Genomic DNA, 20,493 nt, shown 5'->3' with positions numbered 1-20,493 from the left:
ACCATGAGCAAGCCGGATTTCAGCAAGCTGACCCAGGACAACATTGTCGCCTTCATCGGTGATATCTTCGACCGGCGCGGCGACGAGGAGTATTTGGGCGAGCCTGTCACAATGACCGAACACATGCTGCAGGGCGCCACCATCGCCGAGGCGAACGGCCAGCCGGAAGAGATCATTGTGGGGGCGCTGCTCCACGATATCGGCCATTTCACCAGCGAGTTCGGCACTTTCTCCATGGACGACACCGAGGACCGCTTTCACGAGGAAGCCGGCGCCGAAGTATTGGAGCAGTTCTTTCCTTCAGTGATCACCGACTGCGTGCGGTACCATGTGGCGGCCAAACGCTATCTCTGCGCCACCAGACCGGAATATTTCAACCGGTTGTCAGAGGCTTCCATCCATTCTTTGAACCTTCAAGGCGGCCCAATGAACGCCGAGGAAGTTGCCGAGATGGAAAGGAACCCGAACCTCAAGCAGATCATCGCGGTACGCTATCTGGACGAGGCCGGAAAGCGTGCGGACATGGAAACACCTGACTATTGGCACTTTGCGCCGATGGTGCAGCGGATGGTCGACAAACACCTCAAGGCGGGAGGGGCGGTACTATGAACGCGCCGGAGTACATCTTTGAAGCCAGCACAAAACCCTCATTGCCCTGGCATGAGGTTCCGCTGATCCGTGCGACCGAAGAAAGCGTCAAGGGCTATGGCTGCCTGGTGGATGATCCGGAAAACTTCGAGATCGAGATCGTGCAGTGGCCCGCACAGGGCTGGCGGCCGATTGATCAGGGTACAGGTGACGAAGCCGGCTGGGTTGAGGGCATCTTCCGCGGCCACTGGCGCGGTGACGTGCTCTATGGTGAGAACGAAGCGGTCAATGGCAACTATGTGCTGGGCTGGTCCACAGACCCGCAAAAGGCGCAAGTGGAGACGCAGACCGCACCGCGGGACCAAGTGCTGCTGTGGCACATGAACTACCACCCCGATGGCGGACAGCTGTTTTATCCGCTGGACAACAAGCCATTCATCATTCCTGCAGCCCTGCCGGGGGATGATCTGAAGCCCGAGAAGGTGGTGGCCTTTTGGTGTGACGGCTCCAAGGGGCTCTATATCCACCCGAATATCTGGCACGAGGGCATCTTCCCGGTGGAGGACAGCCAGCGCTTCCTGGACCGTCAAGGCAAGGTACATGCGCGCGTCAGCTGCGATGTAGGGCAGGAATTCGGCGTCTACCTTTCCTGCCCGCTGCGGGCGGACAAGATCCAAGGCTAACACTCTGCACATGAATCAAAAACGGCGCCCAATAGGGCGCCGTTTTCTTTTCGCATACGGCCAGCGTCAGGCGAACAATTCGTGTGCCAGCTCCAGTGCGTCGATCAGGGTGTCGACCTCATCCTTGGTGTTATAGAGGCCAAAGGACGCGCGGCAAGTTGCAGAGACACCAAGGTGATCCATCAACGGCCCGGCGCAATGGTGGCCGGCGCGCACAGCCACACCTTTCTTGTCAAGGATAGTGGAGATGTCATGCGCGTGCGCCGCGCCTTCCATGGTAAAGCTGAAAATCGCTGCCTTCCCAGGTGCTTGCCCTTGCACATTTATCCAGTTCAGTCCGGTCAGACGCTGCATCGCATAATCGCGCAAGCCGCCCTCGTGCTTGGCGATGTTGTCCAGGCCAAGCGCCATCATGTACTCCAGCGCCACCCCCAGGCCGATGGTCTGCACAATGCCCGGTGTCCCGGCTTCGAACTTCATCGGCGGATCGTTGTAGATGATCTGCTCCTTGGAGACTTCTTTGATCATGTCGCCGCCGCCGATGAAGGGGCGCATTTCCGCCATCCGCTCCGGCTTGATGTAGATCGCGCCGGACCCGGACGGGCCATAGAGCTTATGGCCGGTGATCGCGTAGAAATCGCAACCGATGTCCTGCACGTCCACCGGCATATGCACGGCCCCCTGCGAGCCGTCGACCAGCACCGGTACGCCCTTGGCATGAGCGCCGCTTGTGATAGCCTTCACGTCCACCACGGTGCCCAGCACATTAGAGCACTGGGTAACCGCCACCAGCTTGGTCTTCGGACCGATGGCGTCAATCACCTTCTGCGGGTCCAGGCTGCCGTCATCCGCAACATCGACCCATTTCAGAACCACGCCCTGACGCTCGCGCAGGAAATGCCAGGGCACGATGTTGGCATGGTGTTCCATCACTGACAGAACAATCTCGTCGCCCGCTTCAAACCGCGGCATCGCCCAGCCATAAGCGACCAGGTTGATGCCCTCGGTGGTGCCGGAATTCAATACGATGGTGTCTTCATTCCCGGCATTCAGGAACCGCGAGATGATGCCGCGGACGGCCTCGTACTTCTCGGTCGCCAGGTTGGAAAGGAAGTGCAAGCCGCGGTGAACGTTGGAATATTCCTCAGCATACGCCTTGGTCACCGCGTCGATTACCACCTGCGGCTTTTGAGCCGACGCGCCGTTGTCGAGATAGGTCAGCGGCTTGCCGTTCACCTCACGTGAAAGGATCGGGAAGTCGGCACGGATTTTTTCCAGGTCATACATTGTCGGGAAGTCCCAGATTGGCAGGGCCGATCAGACCCACGATGAAGAGAAGGGCAAAAACCAGGATCATGCTGGCCATCAACACGACGCCGAGCGAGCGCCATACGGAGCCGAAGCGGTGCGCCGCGTTGACAAAATGCAAGAGGATAAAGAACACAACGATATTGGCGGCGATGTTGAGCAGCGCAGCCACAGCGGGCATCACCAGGAATGCTGCCACGATGGCCCCGTTCAGCCCCGCCTGCAAGAGCTGCAGCCAAGTGATCAGCGCCAAAAGAGACGTCAGATCGCCCTGCCCGCCCAGCCAGCGGCCAGTTGCGGACAGCATGGCGATAAAGCAAAGCTGAAGCACCAAAACCACCGCGAAATAGGCACCTGGCGCAAAGCGCGGCAGCAGAACCTCCGGCGGCAGCGGGAACAGCACCTGTTGCAGGGTATAGACGCATGTATTCAGCACCACTGACAGCAGGAATGCGGTCCACAGCGCCTCTCGCGGCCACTCCCGTGCCAGGATTTGCTGCGCCGCATCCCGCGGCGCTTTGAGAGTCAGCAGTGCAAAGGCAGCCAGCGCATTCATGACTTGGCCCAATACCCCTGAAGCATTCCGGACACCCAGAACCAGAAAAAGACTGCGCACCACAGGAGGCCCACCAGATTCAGGGCCGGGCCTGCGCCGATAAACCCTGCCACCAGGCCGTTCAAAAGCATCAGCGGGCTGGCCGCCAGGAAAGCCCAAAACAGCGCCAGGCGCGCACGGTAGGCGTCGCCCTGCCCGCCCGCCGCCCGGGCGATCCAATGAGCTGCCAGCGCCAACGTGTAAAGCAGCAAGGGCGCGATGAAGACGAGGGCCAGCAGCGAACTTCCGAGCAGCATGTTCAGCTCCTGGCCGCTCAGATGCGCTTCGCGGGCCAGCCTCGGCATCTGCGCAACAAACGTCAGCACACAGCCCGCGATGAGGAAAATCAGCAGCCGGTCCTCTCGGGCACCCATGTTCAGAAGCCGCGCAAATACCTTGCGCGGCCCCTTGTAGGTTGCCGGGATATCCGTGGTGACAGACATCAGTGGCGCCGGGCCAGCCAGCCTTCGAGGCGTCCGATGATTGCAGCGGCAACCTCGGCGTCCTCGATCTCGTCCACCGCTTCGGCCAGGAAGGCCAGCGTCATCAGGTCCGTCGCCTCGGCCTTCGGCACACCGCGCGAACGAAGGTAGAAGAGGCCTTCCTCGTCGATTGCACCGGAAGTCGAGCCATGCGAACAGGCGACGTCATCGGCATAGATTTCCAGTTCCGGCTTGGCCAGGAACTGGCTGTCGTCGTCCAGCAGCAGCGATTGGGAGATCTGGTAGCCGTCCGTCTTCTGCGCGCCTTCCTTCACAAGGATCTTGCCCTGAAACACGCCTGTAGCGCCGTTGCGCAGAACCTTCTTGAAGACCTGGCGGCTTTCGCAGTTCACTGCGTCATGGGTGATGAACACGGTGTCGTCGTGGTGGAAATCGCCATCACCGACACAGGCGCCTGCAATATGCGCAACCGCATCGTCGCCGGTCAGTTCGACAACCGCCTCGTTGCGGGTCAGCACGCCGTTCACGGTCAGGGTGAAGGACTTGAACACGGATTCACTGCCGAGGCGCGCGAAAAGATGGGTCGCGGCACGGCGCTCGTGGTCGCGGCCCTGAGCCCGCACCAGATGCAAAGCGCCGCCATCGGCCACGTCGATTTCCATGCACTTGTTGAAACGCGCGGCAGCCGGACCGTTTTCCAGAATGGTTGCCGACGCTCCGGAATCGACCTTGATGACGTGGTGCAGGATAGCGTCGGACTTCTCGTCCGCGTGACGGTAGACCAGGTTCACCGGCTTGGAAGGGGTGCCGGTCACATGGATCACCACGCCATCGGTAGCAAAGGCAGTGTTCAGGGCCGCCAGCGGCCGTTCAACCGGCGTCTGGCCCCGCGCCTCAAGAACCCCGTACAAGTCCTTGGCCCAGTGAATGTCTTTCTCGCATATATCCGCGATGCGCTCGATGGAAATCCCCTCCAGCGACAGGTCGTCGGAGGCTTCCGCGTCAAACACGCCATCGACAAAGACAACCTTCAAGCGGTCAAAGCCGTCAAACATCGGTGCTTCGCCGGTCTCAAAGACAGCGGCCTTGGACGCCTCGGCCTGCACCAGCGTGTCGGGCTTGGTGTATTTCCAGTATTCGTCCCGGCGCGACGGCAAACCCATGGTTTGCACCCGCGACAGCGCCGCATGGCGGGCTGCCTTTAGGCAGCCGCCTTCGGGCAGGGTGAGCGCCGACAGCCGCGCCTCGGTTGCGCTTTGCTTGACTTCGGGCAGAGCCATTTACGCCTCCTCTGCCAGAATGCCGGCGTAACCGTTGTTTTCGACTTCCAGCGCCAGCTCGGGGCCGCCGGTCTTGACGATACGGCCGTTCGCCAGGATATGCACCACGTCGGGTTTGATGTGGTCCAGCAGGCGCTGATAGTGGGTGATCACCAGGAAACCGCGGCCTTCATCGCGCAGGGCGTTCACACCATCGGCCACCAGCTTCATCGCATCCACGTCGAGACCGGAGTCTGTCTCATCCAGGATGCACAGCTTCGGCTCCAGCATCGCCATCTGAAGGATCTCGTTGCGCTTCTTCTCACCGCCGGAGAAGCCGACGTTGACCGGGCGCTTCAGCATCTCGGCGTCGATCTTCAGGGTCTTGGCCTTGGCGCGCACTTCCTTAAGGAAATCGGACGCCGACAGCTCCTCCTCGCCGCGCGCCTTGCGCTGTGCGTTCACTGCGGTGCGCAGGAAGGTCATGTTGCCGACGCCGGGGATTTCCACCGGGTACTGGAATGCCAGGAACATGCCCGCCGCGGCGCGCTCTTCCGGCTCCAGCTCCAAGATGTCCTCGCCTTCCAGTTCAGCAGAACCTTCGGTCACTTCATAGCCGTCGCGGCCGGACAGCACATAAGACAGGGTGGATTTGCCCGAACCGTTCGGCCCCATGATGGCGTGCACCTTGCCGGCCTCGACCTTCAGATCGACGCCTTTCAGGATCTGCTTTTCCTCGTCTTCAAGTTTGACGTGCAGGTTTTTGATTTCGAGCATTTTTTCCTCGTCTCACATGTCGTGCGGGCAAGCCGCCCGCGATATTCCCATGGCCCACCGGGGCCGTTTCATTTCTATCCCAGCACCACTGCGGTGCCGCTGGCCGAGACCATCAGCATGGACTGCCCGACCACTTCGTAATCCAGATCGACACCGACCACGGCGTTGGCGCCCTTGGCCCGGGCACGGTCCTCGAGCTCTGCCAGAGCCGTTTCGCGGGCATCCTGCAGCTTGCTTTCATAAGCCCCGGAACGGCCGCCGACGATATCGGTGATCTGGGCAAAGACATCGCGCACCACATTGGCACCCATGATCGCCTCGCCCACCACGATCCCCTTGTACTCGGCAATCTGATAGCCTTCGACGGAGTTGGTGGTGGTAACGATCATGCTGCTGCCTCCTTGAGTTGATGCCCAGGGGCCTGCCATCAGCCGACAGACCCTTCCAGCGAGATCGCAACCAGCTGCTGCGCTTCCATGGCGAACTCCATCGGCAGCGCCTGCAGCACGTCCTTGCAGAAGCCGTTGACCACCAGGGCCACCGCTTCTTCCTCGTCCATGCCGCGCTGACGGCAGTAGAACAGCTGGTCGTCGTCCACCTTGGAGGTGGTCGCCTCATGCTCCACGCGGGAGGAGTTGTTCTTGACCTCGATGTAGGGAACCGTGTGGGCGCCGCATTTGTCGCCGATCAGCAGGCTGTCGCACTGAGTATAGTTGCGCGAGTTCTTGGCCTTGGGGTGCATCGACACCAGGCCGCGGTAGGTGTTCTGCGCCTTGCCGGCCGAGATCCCCTTGGAGACGATGCGCGACTTGGTGTTCTTGCCCAGGTGCACCATCTTGGTGCCGGTGTCGGCCTGCTGCATGTTGTTGGCAATGGCGATCGAGTAGAACTCGCCCTGGCTTTCATCACCACGCAGGATGCAGGAGGGGTATTTCCAGGTCACAGCGGAACCGGTCTCCACCTGGGTCCACATCACCTTGGCGCGGTCGCCGCGGCAATCGGCGCGCTTGGTCACGAAGTTGTAGATGCCGCCCTTGCCGTTCTCATCGCCCGGGTACCAGTTCTGGACGGTGGAGTATTTCACCTCGGCGTCTTCCTCGATGATGATCTCCACCACCGCGGCGTGCAGCTGCGCGGTGTCGCGCTGCGGCGCGGTGCAGCCTTCGAGGTAGGAGACGTAGGACCCCTTGTCGGCGATGATCAGAGTGCGTTCGAACTGGCCGGTGTTTTCCGCGTTGATGCGGAAATAGGTCGACAGCTCCATCGGGCAGCGCACGCCCGGCGGCACATAGACAAAAGAGCCGTCCGAGAACACCGCAGAGTTCAGCGTCGCATAGAAGTTGTCGGAAACAGGCACCACGGAGCCGAGGTACTTCTTCACCAGCTCCGGGTGTTCGCGGATGGCCTCGGAAATCGAGCAAAAGATCACGCCCGCTTCCTTAAGCTCCTTCTGGAATGTGGTGCCCACGGAAACCGAGTCGAACACGGCATCCACAGCGACCTTGCGGCCTTCCTCAGGAGCGTTGCCCGCGCCTTCGACGCCTGCCAGGATCATCTGTTCTTTCAGCGGGATACCCAGCTTTTCGTAGGTCGCCAGCAGCTTTGGATCGACTTCATCCAGCGACTTGGGCTTGGTTTCCATCGATTTCGGGCGGGCATAATAGTACTGATCCTGGAAATCGATCTCCGGATAGCTGACCATTGCCCATTTCGGCTCGTCCATCTGCTCCCAGCGTTCAAAGGCCTTCAGGCGCCACTCGGTCATCCATTCGGGCTCTTCGTTCTTTTCCGAGATCAGGCGCACGATATCGGGGTTCACGCCCTTCGGCGCGTATTCCATTTCGATATCGGTTTCCCAGCCGTATTTGTACGCACCGCCAACCTCGCGCACCGCATCCACGGTTTCCTGGTCAACACCTTCCTTGACTTGGGTCTGGTCCAAAGCGGCCATCGTCATCTCCTCACTCACGCCGCGCGGGCGCGATGTTTCTTTTCTTTTTGCAGCCACGCCTCGGCAAAGCGCAGCACATCTTCTTCCGTTGTCTCGGGCCCCAGCGACACGCGCACGGCGCCCTGGGCTGTGGCCTCGTCATATCCCATCGCGGTCAGCACCGCGCTGGCGCGCACCTTGCCGCTGGAACAGGCGCTGCCGGCGCTGATCGCGAAGCCCGCAAGGTCCATCTGCATGACCTGGGTTTCGCCCTTCCAGCCCGGCGTTGCGAAACACAGGGTGTTCGGCAGCCGCTTCTGATCCTTTCCGACAAAAATAGTATGGCTTACGCCAGACACAAGCGCCTTTTCTAGAATATTTCTAAGTTCTGCAACCCTGTCCCAGACACCATTTGCCAGATCTTTTGCCGCCGCTTCAGCTGCGGCGCCGAAGCCCGCGATTCCTATGACATTTTCGGTGCCAGAGCGGCGTCCCATTTCCTGGCCGCCGCCCTTGATCCGGGCCGTCAGATCGGTGCCGCGTTTCATAACGACCGCACCGATACCCTTGGGGCCGCCCAGTTTATGGGCCGAAATCAGCGCCATTTGGGCGCCGAGCCAATTAAAGGCAACCGGCAGTTTGCCGAGAGCCTGGGTCGCATCCGTCACGGCCAGACCTTCCGGCAGTGCCTGAATGATACCGGTTTCGGAGTTCGCAAGTTGCAGAGCGGACTGAGCGGGGTCGCTGATCTCAACCGCGCCTTCGCTTGTCACGGGCAGGTCCTTGGTGATCCAGGCGCGCACGGCGTCATGCTCCACAGGTGCGCCATGCAGACCGCGGCCGGCCAGTGCCAGAGCCGCGCCTTCGGTAGAGCCGGAGGTGAACACGATATCCGCCCCGTCCGCCCCGAACGCGGCAGCCACCTGTGCCCGCGCCTTCTCAACCAGAGCCTTGGCAGCCCGGCCCTCGGCATGCACCGAAGACGGGTTGCCGCAGATCTCCATCGCCGCAATCATCGCGGCCTGTGCCTCCGGGCGCAGGAGAGCGGTGGCATTATGGTCAAGATAAACGCGCTTCATAGATACATCTTTTTGCGGATCACTGCCGCGTCATAAGCCGCCTTGCGGTAATTGGCAAAGGTTCCGCGCAAATTCCGTTCGGAATACGTCCTGGCGGGGCGGGATGATGCGGGTTGCTCGCCCCCCAAATCAGTCGTCCACAACAGCAAACAGATTGGGCACTGCCGGGCATGGGGCCAGATCGTTGTTGATCACATCCGACAGCCGGGTCTGGTGCAGGAACACGTACACATGCGCGCTCAGCCCTTCCCACAGGCGGTTGGTCAGCGATTGCGCACGGCTCCCGGACAATGCGCCCGATGCCCCTGCTCCTTTGTGCATGGCGTCAACTGTTTCATCCACGGCGGAAAGCACGTCCACCACCCGCACTTCGGACGGCGGCATGGCCAAGCGGTAGCCGCCGCCGGGGCCGCGCACCGACTCGACCAGCCCGGCCCGGCGCAGCTTGACGAACAACTGCTCCAGATACGGCAGCGAGATATCCTGGCGCTTGGAAATATCGCCCAGCGGCACCAGATCGCCCTGCGGCTGCAGCGCGATATCCGCCAGCGCAACCATCGCGTAGCGCCCTTTGGTGGAAAGCTTCATAATTTATCCCTCGAAACCAGGGCGCGAGTGCGAAAACATTGACCTTCCCTCCGACTGTGCGTATCTCAGCCTGACGGTGTATGGCGAGGCCAGCGCCTTTGATTAGAACTGTTCTAAGATGCCTGACCGAACCCGTCAAGTATTCTGCGGCAGACCCGACAACGAGAGTAGGATTTTAACCGCCCATGCCCGAGGTCATCTTTCCTGGACCCGAAGGCCGCCTCGAAGGCCGCTATCACCCGCAAAAAGAAAAAGACGCCCCGATCGCCATCGTGCTGCACCCGCATCCGCAGTTCGGCGGCACCATGAACAACAAGGTGGTCTACAACCTCCACTATGCGTTCTACAACATGGGCTTCACGGTTCTGCGGTTCAATTTCCGCGGCGTCGGCCGCAGCCAGGGCGAATATGACCAGGGCGTGGGCGAGCTGTCCGATGCCGCCTCGGCCCTGGATTACCTGCAGTCGATGAACTCCAACTCCAAGCATTGCTGGGTTGCGGGCTTCTCCTTCGGCGCCTGGATCGGCATGCAGCTCTTGATGCGCCGGCCCGAGATCACCGGCTTCATCTCGGTCGCGCCGCCGGCCAACATGTACGACTTCTCCTTCCTGGCGCCCTGCCCGTCCTCGGGCCTGATCATCAACGGCACCGCCGACCGCGTGGCGCCGCCTGCCGACACGGCCAGCCTGGTCGGCAAGCTGCATGAGCAAAAGGGCATCACCATCACCCACACCGAGGTGGAGGGCGCGGACCATTTCTTCCAGGAGCCGCATATGGACACGATGATCGGCAGTGTGACCGATTACGTGAAGCGCCGTCTGACGGAGAACACCCGCTGATGAGCGGCACCATCGAAACGCTGGCCCAAAAACTGGCGGTCGATACCCTCAAGGTGCAGGACGCCAGCGGTGAAGAGCGGCTGTATGTGGAGGTGGGGCAAGTTCTTGGCGCTGCGTCCCAGTCGCTTGAAGAAGCTTTTCTGACGGAAATCCGCGTGCGCCTGGCTGAACGCAAGGCGCGCGACTTCCTCAACAAAAAAGTTGCCGAGCTGCAGGCGCAGCTTGGCGCCTCAGGTGAGGCGTGAACGCCCGCCTAGAGGCGCAGTTTGCCTTTCTGCTGGAAGCAGACAAGCTGCGCCGAGTTGAGCGCCAAAACCTGATTATTGATTGCAGCCGCTGCGAAAACTCGGCTGAGCACAGCTGGCACCTGGCGCTTTATGCGCTGGTGCTGGCCCCCTTTGCAGCGCCGGAGGTGGATGTTTTCCGCTCCATCCGCATGCTGCTGCTTCACGACCTGGTTGAGATCGACGCAGGCGACCATCCGATCACCAGTGAAGTTGACTGGGACGCAGTGGCCAAAGCGGAAATGGCGGCCGCCAAGCGGCTATTCGGTCTGCTACCCCCGGATCAGGGCGCTGAGTTCCTGTCCTTGTGGCGGGAGTTCGAAGCGTCCGAGAGCCCGGACGCGCAGTTTGCCAAGCGGGTGGATCATTGCCAGCCGATTTTCCAGACGCTTTACGGCGCAACCCCGCTCGACTGGCATGTCGACGTTGTCCGGCACAACCTGTTTGGGGGCCGCGCCGCCGCTTTGGAGCAACATCTTCCCGAAGCCTTCCATCACGCACTGGCGCTGCTGGGCGAGGACACCGGATACGACTGCAGCCGCCTGACCGCCCGCCTGCCCTTCCTGAATGAAGCAGACAAGCTGAAACTTGTCAGCCGCGCTTCCAAGCTCGGCGACGGCTCGCGCCACGAGAACTCTGCCGAGCACAGCTGGCACATCATGCTGTACGCCTGGGTGCTGGCCGAACACAGCCCCAGCACCGTCAGCACCGACCGGGTGCTGCAGATGCTGCTTCTGCATGACTTGGTGGAAATCGACGCAGGCGACGCCCCAATCCACGGTGTCACGGATCCGGCCGCTCTTGCTGCGCTGGCCGTCAGGGAAGAAGAGGCCGCAGACCGCCTGTTCGGCATGCTCCCCTCGGACCAAGGTGCGCCGATGCGCGCGGTCTGGGAAGAATTCGAGGCAGCCGAGACCGCGGATGCCGTCTATGCCAAATCCATTGACCGGGTGCAGCCCGTGCTTTTGAACCTGCTGAACGGCGGCGGCAGCTGGCTGGATTACAACGTCAGCCTGCCGCAGCTTGACACCCGTGTCGGCGGCAAGGTCAACCGCGGCGCGCCCGAGGTCTGGACCTATGTCCGCGCTCAAATCGAACCCTGGTTCCGCAAGGCCGGACGCCTCTGAAGCTTCCCCGCCCTGCGGCGCCGCAATTTCTCACTCCGTAACTGGCAGAAACGGCTGGGTTTCAGCGCCCTTGGGCGTCAGCGTCAGAAACTCACCCGGTTTCAGCTCATTCCACGCCTCGCCTGTGTCTTCCAGCGGTTCCGACACCACTGCCCAGCCCTTCATGCTCTCGCTCCACCGGTAGTAGACTGACGGCGCAATGCTGTCAGAGGAATAGCGCGCAGCAAAAAGTGTCTTGCCGTCAGACATCGCCACCGACAAGCGCATATGCGGTGTGCATCCGCGCGCCCGGGACAGGGCTTCCATCCGGGCAACAGCCCGTTCCAGCGCCCCCTTTGGGTCCGCATCCAGGCCTTCGCGCAGGGCAAGCAAAAACAGCACCTCGCTGTCAGTCGCCCCCTTGCGGTGTTCATACAGCTCGTCCGGAATGCACATATCCGCGTGGCGGCGGAACTTTTCGAACCCGCCGACCTGCCCGTTGTGCATGAAGCTCCACTTGCCAGCGGTAAAGGGATGACAGTTGTTCCGGCTTGTGGCGGACCCGGTGGACGCCCGGACATGCGCCAGAAACAGGCGCGATTGCACCTGGTGCACCAGCGCCCGCAGATTGCAGTCGGACCACGCCGGATAGACATCCCGGTACAGCCCCGGCTCCTGCCGCCTACCATACCAGGCAATGCCGAAACCGTCGCCATTGGTCGCGGTCTTGCATTTAACTGCCTTCTGGCTTTGCGCAATCAGCGAATGGGCCGGTGTCGAGATGATGTCTTCCAGAAAAACCTCCGCACCCGTGTAGGCGGCCCAGCGGCACATATGGCAGTCCCCATTCTGTTTTCGGGAATCAGGTCAGCGTTTCCGCCTGCCCCTCATTATCGGAACAGGGTCCTAAGATTTCTCCAATTCACAGTCCAGCGTATCCGTGCACAACCGCATGTTCATTTCCGCTGCAGGCGAAAACGCAGCACCCGGTGACGCATCGGGACTTCCTCCCGCCGACAGGATGCTGTAGCGGAGGAACTGGCAGAGGCCCGCCACGCCGGGCAAAGCGCGGATAACGGAGGCAGCGATGCCGGTACATTACGTCTACCTGATCATTGCAGTGGCAGCGGAAACCATCGGCACCACAGCCCTGCAGGCCAGCCAGCAATTCAGCAAGCTGGGACCGTCACTGATCGTTCTGGTCGCTTATGCCTTCTCCTTCTACATGATGGGGCTGACCCTAAAATTCATGCCAGTCGGCATTGTCTATGCCATCTGGTCCGGCCTTGGCATTCTTCTGATCGCGGTCATTGCCTTCATCGTCTTCGGCCAGAAACTGGATCTGCCTGCTGTCATCGGCATGGTGATGATCATGTCAGGAATTGTCATCATTCACCTGTTTTCCAAGTCGTCGGGCCACTGAACCGCATTTGCAGGCGCCCGCGGCCGTTTTCCTCTGGCCTTTGTGCGGGGTTCGGGCTATGCGCGGCCCAACTTCCTTACAAAGGCGAACGTCATGGATATGCGCAACATTGCGATTATTGCTCACGTTGACCACGGCAAGACCACCCTGGTTGACGAGCTGCTGAAACAATCCGGCGCCTTCCGCGAAAATCAGGCTGTGGCGGAACGCGCCATGGACAGCAACGATCTGGAGCGCGAACGCGGCATCACCATTTTTGCCAAACCCACCTCGGTGGAATGGCACGGCACCCGCATCAACATCGTCGACACCCCCGGCCACGCCGACTTTGGCGGCGAGGTGGAGCGGATCCTGTCGATGGTGGACGGCGTAGTGCTGCTGGTCGACGCCGCCGAAGGCCCGATGCCGCAAACCAAATTCGTGACCTCCAAGGCGCTGGCCCTGGGCCTGCGCCCGATCGTGGTTCTGAACAAGGTCGACAAGCCCGACGCCGAGCCCGACCGCGCGCTGGACGAATGCTTTGACCTGTTTGCCTCGCTGGACGCAACCGAAGACCAGCTGGACTTCCCGCATCTTTATGCCTCCGGCCGCTCCGGCTGGGCCGATGCCGATCTGGACGGCCCGCGCAAGGACCTGCACGCGCTGTTCAACCTGATCGTGAACCACGTGCCGGAACCCAAGCAGATCAAGCAGCAGAACGACGACTTCCGGATGCTGGCCACCACTCTGGGCAGCGACCCGTTCGTCGGCCGCATCCTGACCGGCCGCGTCGAATCCGGCAAACTTAAGGTCGGCGCAACCGTGCAGGCGATTTCCCGCATCGGCCAGAAGATCGAACAGTTCCGTGTGACCAAGATCCAGGCCTTCCGCGGCCTGGCCCAGCAGGACATCGAGGAAGCCCAGGCTGGCGACATCGTCTCCATCGCCGGCATGTCCAAGGCCACCGTTGCCGACACCATCTGTGCCCTGGCTGTGGATGAGCCGCTGGACGCCCAGCCGATCGACCCGCCGACCATCACCGTGACCTTCGGCATCAACGACAGCCCGCTGGCCGGCCGCGACGGCAAGAAGGTGCAGTCCCGCGTCATCCGCGACCGTCTGATGAAAGAGGCCGAAAGCAACGTCGCCATCAAGATCCAGGACACCCCCGGCGGCGAAGCTTTCGAGGTTTCCGGCCGCGGCGAACTGCAGATGGGCGTTCTGATCGAAAACATGCGCCGCGAGGGCTTCGAACTGTCGATTTCCCGCCCGCAGGTGATCATGAAGGAAGTCGACGGCGTCAAAATGGAGCCGATCGAGGAAGCCACCATCGACGTGGATGACGAGTACTCGGGCGCGGTGATCGAAAAGCTGACCGGCGCCCGCAAGGGTGAACTGGTCGAGATGAAGCCCGCAGGCGCAGGCAAGACCCGGATCATCGCCCACGTCCCCTCGCGCGGCCTGATCGGCTATCACGGCGAATTCCTGACCGACACCCGCGGCACCGGCGTGCTGAACCGCGTGTTCCACGGCTGGGCGCCGCACAAGGGGGCAATCCCGGGCCGCCGCGCCGGCGTGCTGATCTCGATGGAGAACGGCCAGTCGGTGGCGTACGCGCTGTGGAACCTGGAAGAGCGCGGCAAAATGATGATCGGGGCCCAGGCCGACATCTACACCGGCATGATCATCGGCGAGCATTCGCGCGACAACGACCTGGAAGTGAACCCGCTGAAGGGCAAGAAACTGACCAACGTGCGGGCTTCCGGTACAGACGACGCCGTGCGCCTGACCACGCCGATGACGCTGTCGCTGGAAGAGGCCATCGCGTATATCAACGACGACGAACTGGTTGAGGTGACGCCGAACAACGTGCGCCTGCGCAAGCGCTACCTGGACCCGCATGAACGCAAGCGGATGGCCAAAGCGGCCAGCTGATCAGAGAAAGGCGCCTGCGGGCGCCTTTTTTTATGGAAACGGCGTCAACCGTGCATCCAGCTCATGCGGTCTCTTCGATCTCTAAAGTCTCAAGTTTTTTATAGATCCGACTTCGCCTGGAACTCCTGAAGCTCTCTTTGCCTTACTGCGGCTTACTCCCTCTAACTCCCTGGATCGCCTGAGAACTTTCAACGCGCAGCTTCTATCTGCAGGCGAAATGGCGCGAGAAGATTGGTTAGGATTGTATTAATTTCATCCAATAACACACCCTTGAAGTGATTTTTTCAAGCACCACTCCTCTAATGACAGTTTCAATCCAAGGAGAGGACCGATGCGAATTTCGAAGTTCATAGCCAGCCGAGCCCTGCCTGCAGTGTTTCTGCTTTCGGTAACCGCAGCTCCCGGTTCAGCCGATCAGAAACCCGTCCTTGAGGCTGCCAGTCCCGCGATCGAGCTGATGCGGGAAGAGGGCTTTACGGTTTCCAAGCTCAAACCCTTGATGTTCAACCGGATTGAAGTCTCTGCCTATAAGGACGGATATTACCGTGCGATTGTATTGAACAGGCGCACAGGAAAAATTCTTTCGGATGAAATCATCATGCCGACAGCCTCGGCACAGCAAACCTTCGCCGGCCGAGCAGACAGAAGCGGCTCGCTTTCAAACACGTCGCCTGGCAACGGCAGCGGGTCCGGGAACGGAATTGGCGGCGGCTCTTCAGGCGGAGCCGCTAACGGATCCGGCTCGGGAGGCGCCTCCGGCGGCGGAGTTGCCTCCGCCGGCGCTGGTGCAGGCGCGTCCACCGGTGGCGGCGGCGTTTCCGCTGGGGTTGGCGCAGGCGCGTCCACTGGCGGCGGCGGTATCTCCGCTGGGGTTGGCGCAGGCGCATCCACTGGCGGCGGCGGCGCTTCCGCCGGGGTTGGCGCAGGCGCGTCGACTGGCGGCGGCGGTATCTCCGCCGGGGTTGGCGCGGGCGCGTCCACCGGCGGCGGCGGTGTCTCCGCCGGGGTTGGCGCAGGCGCATCCACTGGCGGCGGCGTCTCCGCCGGGGTTGGCGCAGGCGCGTCCACTGGCGGCGGCGGTGTCTCCGCCGGGGTTGGCGCAGGCGCGTCGACTGGCGGCGGCGGTGTCTCCGCCGGGGTTGGCGCAGGCGGTGTCTCCGCTGGCGTCGGGGCTGGTATATCGGGTTAAACGGCCTCCATGTCCCACACAAGCAAAGCTGCATGGAAAAAGGCGCGGCCTTTGCCGCGCCTTTCTTGATCTTCAAGCGGGCCTAAACTCTGTCATGCCGCAGCCGAAAGTGTAGCAATCCTGCTACTCGCTGGTCTCCACCACCATCAGTTCGCGCTCGGAGGCGCCGCGCGCATGGTCCAGTGCTTCCTGATACTCCGGGCTGTGGTAGCAATCCACTGCCGCTTCGACGCTCGGGAACCTGGCCACCACATTGCGCGGCCGTTCCTTGCCTTCCAGCTGCACAAAGCGCCCGCCGCGGGCGATGAATTCCCCGCCATGCTTGGCAATCGCCGGGCCTGCCAGCTCGGCATATTTGCCATAGGCATCGGCGTCGGTAACGGTCACATGTGCAATCCAAAGTGCGGGCATCGCAGCCTCCCAGTTTCAAGAATTTTCCGGCAGCTTAGGCAGTTTGCCGGAAAGACCAAGTGTTTTTTGACCAAATGGTCAGCCAGCCAGCACGGCCTCGGCAGCCTTGATAGCTTCCTCGGCGCCAGAGAAATCCTTGCCGCCGCCCTGGGCCATATCCGGCCGGCCGCCGCCGCCCTTGCCCCCGACAGCGGGAACAGCCGCTTTCAGCACGTCCACTGCTGAAATTTCACCGGTCAAATCATCTGTAACACCCGCAGCCACGGCCACCTTGCCGTCTTCCTCGGCGATCAACAGGATCACCCCTGAGCCGATATTCTGCTTGTGCTTGTCGATGAGGCCGCGCAGATCCTTGCCGGACACGCCCTGCAGCGCCTGGGCCAGAAACTTCTTGCCATTCACATCCTTGGCTTCGGCGCCGCCGCCGGAGCCGCCGCCCATCGCGATCTGCTGCTTGAGATTGGAGATCTCATTCTGCAGCGCCTTGCGTTCCTCCATCATCGCCTTGAGACGGTCCAGGACATCCGCAGGCTGCGCCTTCAGCGCCGCGGCAACCTCGGCCATGCGGCCGGCTTCGCGCTCCAGGTGTTCAACGGCAGCGGCGCCGGTCAGCGCCTCGATCCGGCGCACCCCGGCCGAGGAGGCGCTGTCGCCCAGGATCACGAAGGTGCCGATGTCACCGGTCTGCTTCACATGGGTGCCGCCGCACAGCTCGATCGAGTAGGTGTCGCCGTCGTGCCCCTTGCCGGTCGGCGCGCGTCCCATGGAGACCACCCGAACCTCTTCGCCGTATTTTTCGCCGAAAAGCGCCTGGGCACCCAGCTCGCGCGCGTCATCCGGGGTCATGATCCGGGTGGAAACCGGCGTGTTCTGGCGGATGAAGTCATTCACCTCCGCACCGACCTTGGCCAGTTCATCGGCGCTCATCGCCTTGTTGTGGCTGAAGTCGAACCGCAGCCGGTCCTCAGCATTGAGCGAGCCTTTCTGCGCCACATGTTCCCCCAGCGCATTGCGCAGGGCTTCGTGCAGCAAGTGGGTGGCGGAGTGGTTCGCACGGATCTTGCTGCGGCGCGCGTGATCCACTTCCATCGCAGCGCCCTTGCCGACGGCAATTTCGCCCTCGGTCACTTCGGCAATGTGCAGAAACAGCCCCTCCACCTTTTTGGTGTCGGTGATGCGGGCCGCGCCGCCTTCGACGGTCAGCACACCGGTGTCGCCGACCTGGCCGCCGCTTTCGCCGTAGAACGGTGTCTGGTTCAGGATCACCTGCACCGTGTCGCCCTTGGCCGCGGATTGCAGTTGCGCGCCGTCCTTGACGATTGCAACGATCTGGCCTTCGGCCTTTTCGGTCTCATACCCCAGGAAATCGGTGGCGCCCGCTGCATCGAGAATGTCGAAGTAGACCTTCACATCCGCAGCTTCGCCCAGCCCGATTCCGCCGGCACGGGACTGCTCCTTCTGTGCCTTCATGGCGGCATCGAAACCATCGGTGTCGACTTCGATCTCCTTGGCACGCAGCGCGTCCTGCGTCAGGTCGAGCGGGAAGCCGTAGGTGTCGTACAGTTTGAAGGCGGTCTCACCCGGCAGCACGTCGCCCTTGCCCAGATCGGCGGCGGCTTCATCCAGCAGCTTCAGACCGCGGTCCAGCGTCCTGAGGAAACGGGTTTCCTCCTGCTCGAAGGTTTCCTCGATCAGCGCCTGCCCCTGGCCAAGTTCCGGATAGGCCGCGCCCATCTTCTGAACGAGCGCCGGAACCAGCTTGTGCATGACAGGATCGGTGGCGCCCAGCAGTGAGGCATGGCGCATCGCGCGGCGCATGATCCGGCGCAGAACATATCCGCGGCCCTCGTTCGAGGGCAGCACGCCTTCAGCGATCAGGAAGGAGCAGGAGCGAAGGTGATCGGCGATCACCCGGTGATGCACGTTCTGATCCCCGAACGGATCGGTGTTCGTCACGTTGGCCGAGGCTTCGATCAGCGACTTGAACAGGTCGGTCTCATAGTTGTCGTGGGTGCCCTGCAGCAGCGCTGCAATCCGCTCCAGCCCCATGCCGGTGTCAATGGACTGCATGTCCAGATCGACCATGGAGCCGTCCGCGAACTTCTCGTTCTGCATGAAGACGAGGTTCCAGATTTCGATGAACCGGTCGCCGTCTTCCTCCGGCGAGCCCGGAGGGCCGCCCCAGATGTGGTCGCCGTGGTCATAGAAAATCTCGGTGCAGGGCCCGCAGGGGCCGGTATCACCCATCTGCCAGAAGTTGTCCGAGGTCGCGATCCGGATGATCCGCTCCTCCGGCACGCCCATCTTCTTCCAGATTTCAAAGGCCTCGTCATCAGTATGATAGACGGTGGTGTAGAGCCGGTCTTTCGGAATATCGAATTCCTTGGTGATCAGCTCCCAGGCAAAGGGGATCGCCTCATGCTTGAAGTAATCGCCAAAGGAAAAGTTGCCGAGCATCTCGAAGAACGTGTGGTGGCGCGCGGTGTAGCCGACGTTGTCGAGGTCGTTGTGCTTGCCGCCGGCGCGCACGCATTTCTGCGAGGTGGTCGCGCGCTTGTAGTCGCGGGTTTCCACGCCGGTAAAGCAATTCTTGAACTGAACCATGCCCGAATTGGTGAACATCAGGGTGGGGTCGTTGCGCGGCACCAGCGGACTGGAATCGACCACCTCATGCCCCTGTTTGGCAAAGTAGTTCAGAAAGGTTGAGCGGATATCGTTGAGCGTCGGCATGTGCGGGATCTCTTGCGGGCTTAAAACAAGCGTTCCGGGCAGGTTTACCCGTCAGCCTGCATACTGTCCACAGCGGGAAGCGGCATGGCCAGCGAAAAAGGACGCAGCCTGCGCCGCGCCCTTCCGGATTCGAGTTTTGATCAGATTTACCGGCGCTTAGGCCTCAAGTATGTCGTCCGCGTCGCCCATATCCGGGCGCTCGAACTCCAACCCGTGCGACGCGCGGATCTTGTCCTCGATGTCAAAGGCGATGGCCGGGTTTTCCTTCAGGAAGGTCTTGGCGTTCTCCCGCCCCTGCCCGATCCGCTCATCCCCGTAGGAGAACCAGGCGCCGGACTTGTTCACGACACCGGCCGCGACGCCCAGATCCAGCAGCTCGCCCATCTTGGAAATGCCTTCGCCGTACATGATGTCGAATTCCACCTGCTTGAACGGCGGCGCCACCTTGTTTTTGACGACTTTCACGCGGGTCGCGTTGCCGACCACCTCGTCGCGGTCCTTGATCGAACCGATGCGGCGGATGTCCAGACGGACGGAGGAGTAGAACTTCAGCGCGTTGCCGCCGGTGGTGGTTTCAGGGGAGCCGAACATCACGCCGATCTTCATGCGGATCTGGTTGATGAAGATCACCATGCATTTGGAGCGGCTGATGGAGCCGGTCAGCTTGCGCATCGCCTGGCTCATCAGGCGGGCCTGGACGCCGACGTTGCTGTCGCCCATGTCGCCTTCAAGCTCCGATTTCGGGGTCAGCGCCGCCACCGAGTCGACGATCACCATGTTGACCGCGCCGGAGCGCACCAGCGTGTCGGTGATTTCCAGCGCCTGCTCGCCGGTGTCGGGCTGGGAGATCAGCAGCTCGTCCAGATCAACACCCAGCTTGGCTGCATATTGCGGGTCCAGCGCGTGTTCCGCGTCGACAAAGGCGCAGACGCCGCCCTTTTTCTGCTGCTCTGCAATGCAATGCAGCGTCAGCGTGGTCTTGCCCGAGCTTTCCGGGCCGTAGATTTCAATGATCCGGCCCATCGGCAGTCCGCCGATCCCCAGCGCGATGTCCAGGCCCAGGGAGCCGGTCGAGCTGGCTTCGATCTCCTGCATGGCGCTGCCGTCGCCAAGCTTCATGATGGAGCCTTTGCCGAACTGCCGCTCAATCTGGGCAAGCGCGCTGTCCAGCGCCTTTTGCTTGTCACCGCTTACTTTATTTTTCATGGTCAAAAGATCCGCCATAGTCCCTTGTCCTTCTCGTTGTGTCACACACCGGAGCGCGCGGCAATCACTGCTTTGTTCACCTCTTGTTCCTTATGAGATCAAAAAGAGAACATTGCAACAGAATTCTCGTGTACCCACTTC

At 61.6% G+C, this 20,493-nt stretch carries 21 protein-coding genes; 8 read left to right on the top strand and 13 right to left on the bottom strand.

Annotated features, from left to right (window positions below; genetic code table 11):
* The first annotated feature begins 3 nt into the window (after window positions 1-3).
* Together KUV26_RS02440 and KUV26_RS02435 are read left to right on the top strand one after the other, a co-directional pair.
* Entirely contained in the window at window positions 4-609 is a 606-nt protein-coding gene (locus tag KUV26_RS02440; protein WP_222507198.1) for an HD domain-containing protein, read from the top strand.
* Complete coding sequence (locus KUV26_RS02435) at window positions 606-1,271, top strand: ureidoglycolate lyase (RefSeq protein WP_222507197.1); 666 nt, start codon at window positions 606-608, stop codon at window positions 1,269-1,271. Before KUV26_RS02440 ends, KUV26_RS02435 begins: the two co-directional genes overlap by 4 nt.
* A gap of 66 nt (window positions 1,272-1,337) precedes the next feature.
* Here the strand turns inward: KUV26_RS02435 and KUV26_RS02430 are convergent, their stop codons facing one another.
* The 9 genes from KUV26_RS02430 to KUV26_RS02390 form a co-directional block, all read right to left on the bottom strand.
* Window positions 1,338-2,558 carry a cysteine desulfurase gene (locus tag KUV26_RS02430; RefSeq protein ID WP_222507196.1) on the bottom strand — a complete coding sequence of 407 codons (1,221 nt, stop codon included), beginning with the start codon at window positions 2,556-2,558 and terminating at the stop codon, window positions 1,338-1,340.
* Window positions 2,551-3,135 (bottom strand): YIP1 family protein, encoded by a 585-nt coding sequence (locus tag KUV26_RS02425; RefSeq protein WP_222502539.1) that lies wholly within the window; start codon window positions 3,133-3,135, stop codon window positions 2,551-2,553. The genes KUV26_RS02430 and KUV26_RS02425 overlap by 8 nt, the downstream gene beginning before the upstream one ends.
* Window positions 3,132-3,617, bottom strand: a complete 486-nt coding sequence (locus KUV26_RS02420) for a YIP1 family protein (protein WP_222507195.1) — start codon at window positions 3,615-3,617, stop codon at window positions 3,132-3,134. Before KUV26_RS02420 ends, KUV26_RS02425 begins: the two co-directional genes overlap by 4 nt.
* A complete protein-coding gene (locus tag KUV26_RS02415; protein ID WP_222507194.1) occupies window positions 3,617-4,897 on the bottom strand; it encodes a SufB/SufD family protein in 1,281 nt (426 codons plus the stop codon). The genes KUV26_RS02420 and KUV26_RS02415 overlap by 1 nt, the downstream gene beginning before the upstream one ends.
* Window positions 4,898-5,653, bottom strand: a complete 756-nt coding sequence (gene sufC / locus KUV26_RS02410) for a Fe-S cluster assembly ATPase SufC (protein ID WP_174146999.1) — start codon at window positions 5,651-5,653, stop codon at window positions 4,898-4,900. It lies immediately after the preceding gene.
* A gap of 74 nt (window positions 5,654-5,727) precedes the next feature.
* The gene (locus tag KUV26_RS02405) at window positions 5,728-6,042 is read right to left on the bottom strand and encodes a YbjQ family protein (protein WP_222502536.1); all 315 of its coding nucleotides are present in this window, start codon (window positions 6,040-6,042) and stop codon (window positions 5,728-5,730) included.
* 38 nt (window positions 6,043-6,080) lie between these two features.
* Entirely contained in the window at window positions 6,081-7,604 is a 1,524-nt protein-coding gene (gene sufB, locus KUV26_RS02400; protein ID WP_222507508.1) for a Fe-S cluster assembly protein SufB, read from the bottom strand.
* 14 nt (window positions 7,605-7,618) lie between these two features.
* A complete protein-coding gene (locus KUV26_RS02395; protein WP_222507193.1) occupies window positions 7,619-8,662 on the bottom strand; it encodes a cysteine desulfurase family protein in 1,044 nt (347 codons plus the stop codon).
* Between the two features lie 129 nt (window positions 8,663-8,791).
* Window positions 8,792-9,250: an Rrf2 family transcriptional regulator gene (locus KUV26_RS02390; RefSeq protein ID WP_222507192.1), complete on the bottom strand. Its 459-nt coding sequence runs from the start codon at window positions 9,248-9,250 to the stop codon at window positions 8,792-8,794.
* Window positions 9,251-9,435: 185 nt separating this feature from the next.
* Here KUV26_RS02390 and KUV26_RS02385 point away from each other — a divergent pair, with 185 nt between their 5' ends.
* From KUV26_RS02385 to KUV26_RS02375, 3 genes are read left to right on the top strand one after another with little or no spacing between them, the layout of a single operon-like run.
* Window positions 9,436-10,089, top strand: coding sequence for an alpha/beta hydrolase (locus tag KUV26_RS02385; protein WP_222502533.1), 654 nt, complete (start codon window positions 9,436-9,438; stop codon window positions 10,087-10,089).
* Window positions 10,089-10,334 carry a hypothetical protein gene (locus KUV26_RS02380; protein WP_222502532.1) on the top strand — a complete coding sequence of 82 codons (246 nt, stop codon included), beginning with the start codon at window positions 10,089-10,091 and terminating at the stop codon, window positions 10,332-10,334. The genes KUV26_RS02385 and KUV26_RS02380 overlap by 1 nt, the downstream gene beginning before the upstream one ends.
* Window positions 10,331-11,500, top strand: a complete 1,170-nt coding sequence (locus tag KUV26_RS02375) for an HD domain-containing protein (RefSeq protein ID WP_222507191.1) — start codon at window positions 10,331-10,333, stop codon at window positions 11,498-11,500. Before KUV26_RS02380 ends, KUV26_RS02375 begins: the two co-directional genes overlap by 4 nt.
* A 30-nt stretch (window positions 11,501-11,530) precedes the next feature.
* Here KUV26_RS02375 and KUV26_RS02370 read toward each other — a convergent pair whose 3' ends face one another.
* A complete protein-coding gene (locus KUV26_RS02370) occupies window positions 11,531-12,313 on the bottom strand; it encodes a class II glutamine amidotransferase (protein ID WP_222502530.1) in 783 nt (260 codons plus the stop codon).
* Window positions 12,314-12,566: 253 nt separating this feature from the next.
* Between KUV26_RS02370 and KUV26_RS02365 the strand changes: the two genes are divergently transcribed.
* From KUV26_RS02365 to KUV26_RS02355, 3 genes are all read left to right on the top strand, one after another.
* Window positions 12,567-12,902, top strand: coding sequence for a DMT family transporter (locus KUV26_RS02365; RefSeq protein ID WP_222502529.1), 336 nt, complete (start codon window positions 12,567-12,569; stop codon window positions 12,900-12,902).
* Between the two features lie 93 nt (window positions 12,903-12,995).
* Window positions 12,996-14,816, top strand: a complete 1,821-nt coding sequence (gene typA, locus KUV26_RS02360) for a translational GTPase TypA (protein ID WP_222507190.1) — start codon at window positions 12,996-12,998, stop codon at window positions 14,814-14,816.
* A 331-nt stretch (window positions 14,817-15,147) separates the two neighbouring features.
* Window positions 15,148-16,005 (top strand): hypothetical protein, encoded by an 858-nt coding sequence (locus KUV26_RS02355; RefSeq protein WP_222507189.1) that lies wholly within the window; start codon window positions 15,148-15,150, stop codon window positions 16,003-16,005.
* A 123-nt stretch (window positions 16,006-16,128) separates the two neighbouring features.
* On the opposite strand, the gene KUV26_RS02350 is transcribed toward KUV26_RS02355, so the two are convergent.
* From KUV26_RS02350 to recA, 3 genes are all read right to left on the bottom strand, one after another.
* Window positions 16,129-16,416: a DUF1330 domain-containing protein gene (locus tag KUV26_RS02350; protein WP_174147010.1), complete on the bottom strand. Its 288-nt coding sequence runs from the start codon at window positions 16,414-16,416 to the stop codon at window positions 16,129-16,131.
* A gap of 78 nt (window positions 16,417-16,494) precedes the next feature.
* Window positions 16,495-19,146, bottom strand: a complete 2,652-nt coding sequence (alaS, locus tag KUV26_RS02345) for an alanine--tRNA ligase (RefSeq protein WP_222507188.1) — start codon at window positions 19,144-19,146, stop codon at window positions 16,495-16,497.
* A gap of 156 nt (window positions 19,147-19,302) precedes the next feature.
* Window positions 19,303-20,370: a recombinase RecA gene (gene recA, locus KUV26_RS02340; protein WP_222502525.1), complete on the bottom strand. Its 1,068-nt coding sequence runs from the start codon at window positions 20,368-20,370 to the stop codon at window positions 19,303-19,305.
* Between the last annotated feature and the right edge of the window lie 123 nt (window positions 20,371-20,493).

Source organism: Leisingera daeponensis, assembly GCF_019801465.1.
GTDB lineage: Bacteria > Pseudomonadota > Alphaproteobacteria > Rhodobacterales > Rhodobacteraceae > Leisingera > Leisingera daeponensis_A.
This window is presented reverse-complemented; position numbering and strand designations above follow the sequence as displayed.

Excerpts from the sequence above, each read along its gene's own strand:
- KUV26_RS02420 (WP_222507195.1), bottom strand. The coding sequence starts at position 3,617 with ATGTCTGTCACCACGGATATCCCGGCAACCTACAAGGGGCCGCGCAAG.
- sufC (WP_174146999.1), bottom strand. The coding sequence starts at position 5,653 with ATGCTCGAAATCAAAAACCTGCACGTCAAACTTGAAGACGAGGAAAAG.
- KUV26_RS02380 (WP_222502532.1), top strand. The coding sequence starts at position 10,089 with ATGAGCGGCACCATCGAAACGCTGGCCCAAAAACTGGCGGTCGATACC.
- KUV26_RS02390 (WP_222507192.1), bottom strand. The coding sequence starts at position 9,250 with ATGAAGCTTTCCACCAAAGGGCGCTACGCGATGGTTGCGCTGGCGGAT.
- recA (WP_222502525.1), bottom strand. The coding sequence starts at position 20,370 with ATGGCGGATCTTTTGACCATGAAAAATAAAGTAAGCGGTGACAAGCAA.
- KUV26_RS02395 (WP_222507193.1), bottom strand. The coding sequence starts at position 8,662 with ATGAAGCGCGTTTATCTTGACCATAATGCCACCGCTCTCCTGCGCCCG.
- sufB (WP_222507508.1), bottom strand. The coding sequence starts at position 7,604 with ATGGCCGCTTTGGACCAGACCCAAGTCAAGGAAGGTGTTGACCAGGAA.
- KUV26_RS02370 (WP_222502530.1), bottom strand. The coding sequence starts at position 12,313 with ATGTGCCGCTGGGCCGCCTACACGGGTGCGGAGGTTTTTCTGGAAGAC.
- KUV26_RS02415 (WP_222507194.1), bottom strand. The coding sequence starts at position 4,897 with ATGGCTCTGCCCGAAGTCAAGCAAAGCGCAACCGAGGCGCGGCTGTCG.
- KUV26_RS02405 (WP_222502536.1), bottom strand. The coding sequence starts at position 6,042 with ATGATCGTTACCACCACCAACTCCGTCGAAGGCTATCAGATTGCCGAG.
- typA (WP_222507190.1), top strand. The coding sequence starts at position 12,996 with ATGGATATGCGCAACATTGCGATTATTGCTCACGTTGACCACGGCAAG.
- alaS (WP_222507188.1), bottom strand. The coding sequence starts at position 19,146 with ATGCCGACGCTCAACGATATCCGCTCAACCTTTCTGAACTACTTTGCC.
- KUV26_RS02365 (WP_222502529.1), top strand. The coding sequence starts at position 12,567 with ATGCCGGTACATTACGTCTACCTGATCATTGCAGTGGCAGCGGAAACC.
- KUV26_RS02425 (WP_222502539.1), bottom strand. The coding sequence starts at position 3,135 with ATGAATGCGCTGGCTGCCTTTGCACTGCTGACTCTCAAAGCGCCGCGG.
- KUV26_RS02355 (WP_222507189.1), top strand. The coding sequence starts at position 15,148 with ATGCGAATTTCGAAGTTCATAGCCAGCCGAGCCCTGCCTGCAGTGTTT.
- KUV26_RS02350 (WP_174147010.1), bottom strand. The coding sequence starts at position 16,416 with ATGCCCGCACTTTGGATTGCACATGTGACCGTTACCGACGCCGATGCC.
- KUV26_RS02435 (WP_222507197.1), top strand. The coding sequence starts at position 606 with ATGAACGCGCCGGAGTACATCTTTGAAGCCAGCACAAAACCCTCATTG.
- KUV26_RS02430 (WP_222507196.1), bottom strand. The coding sequence starts at position 2,558 with ATGTATGACCTGGAAAAAATCCGTGCCGACTTCCCGATCCTTTCACGT.
- KUV26_RS02440 (WP_222507198.1), top strand. The coding sequence starts at position 4 with ATGAGCAAGCCGGATTTCAGCAAGCTGACCCAGGACAACATTGTCGCC.
- KUV26_RS02385 (WP_222502533.1), top strand. The coding sequence starts at position 9,436 with ATGCCCGAGGTCATCTTTCCTGGACCCGAAGGCCGCCTCGAAGGCCGC.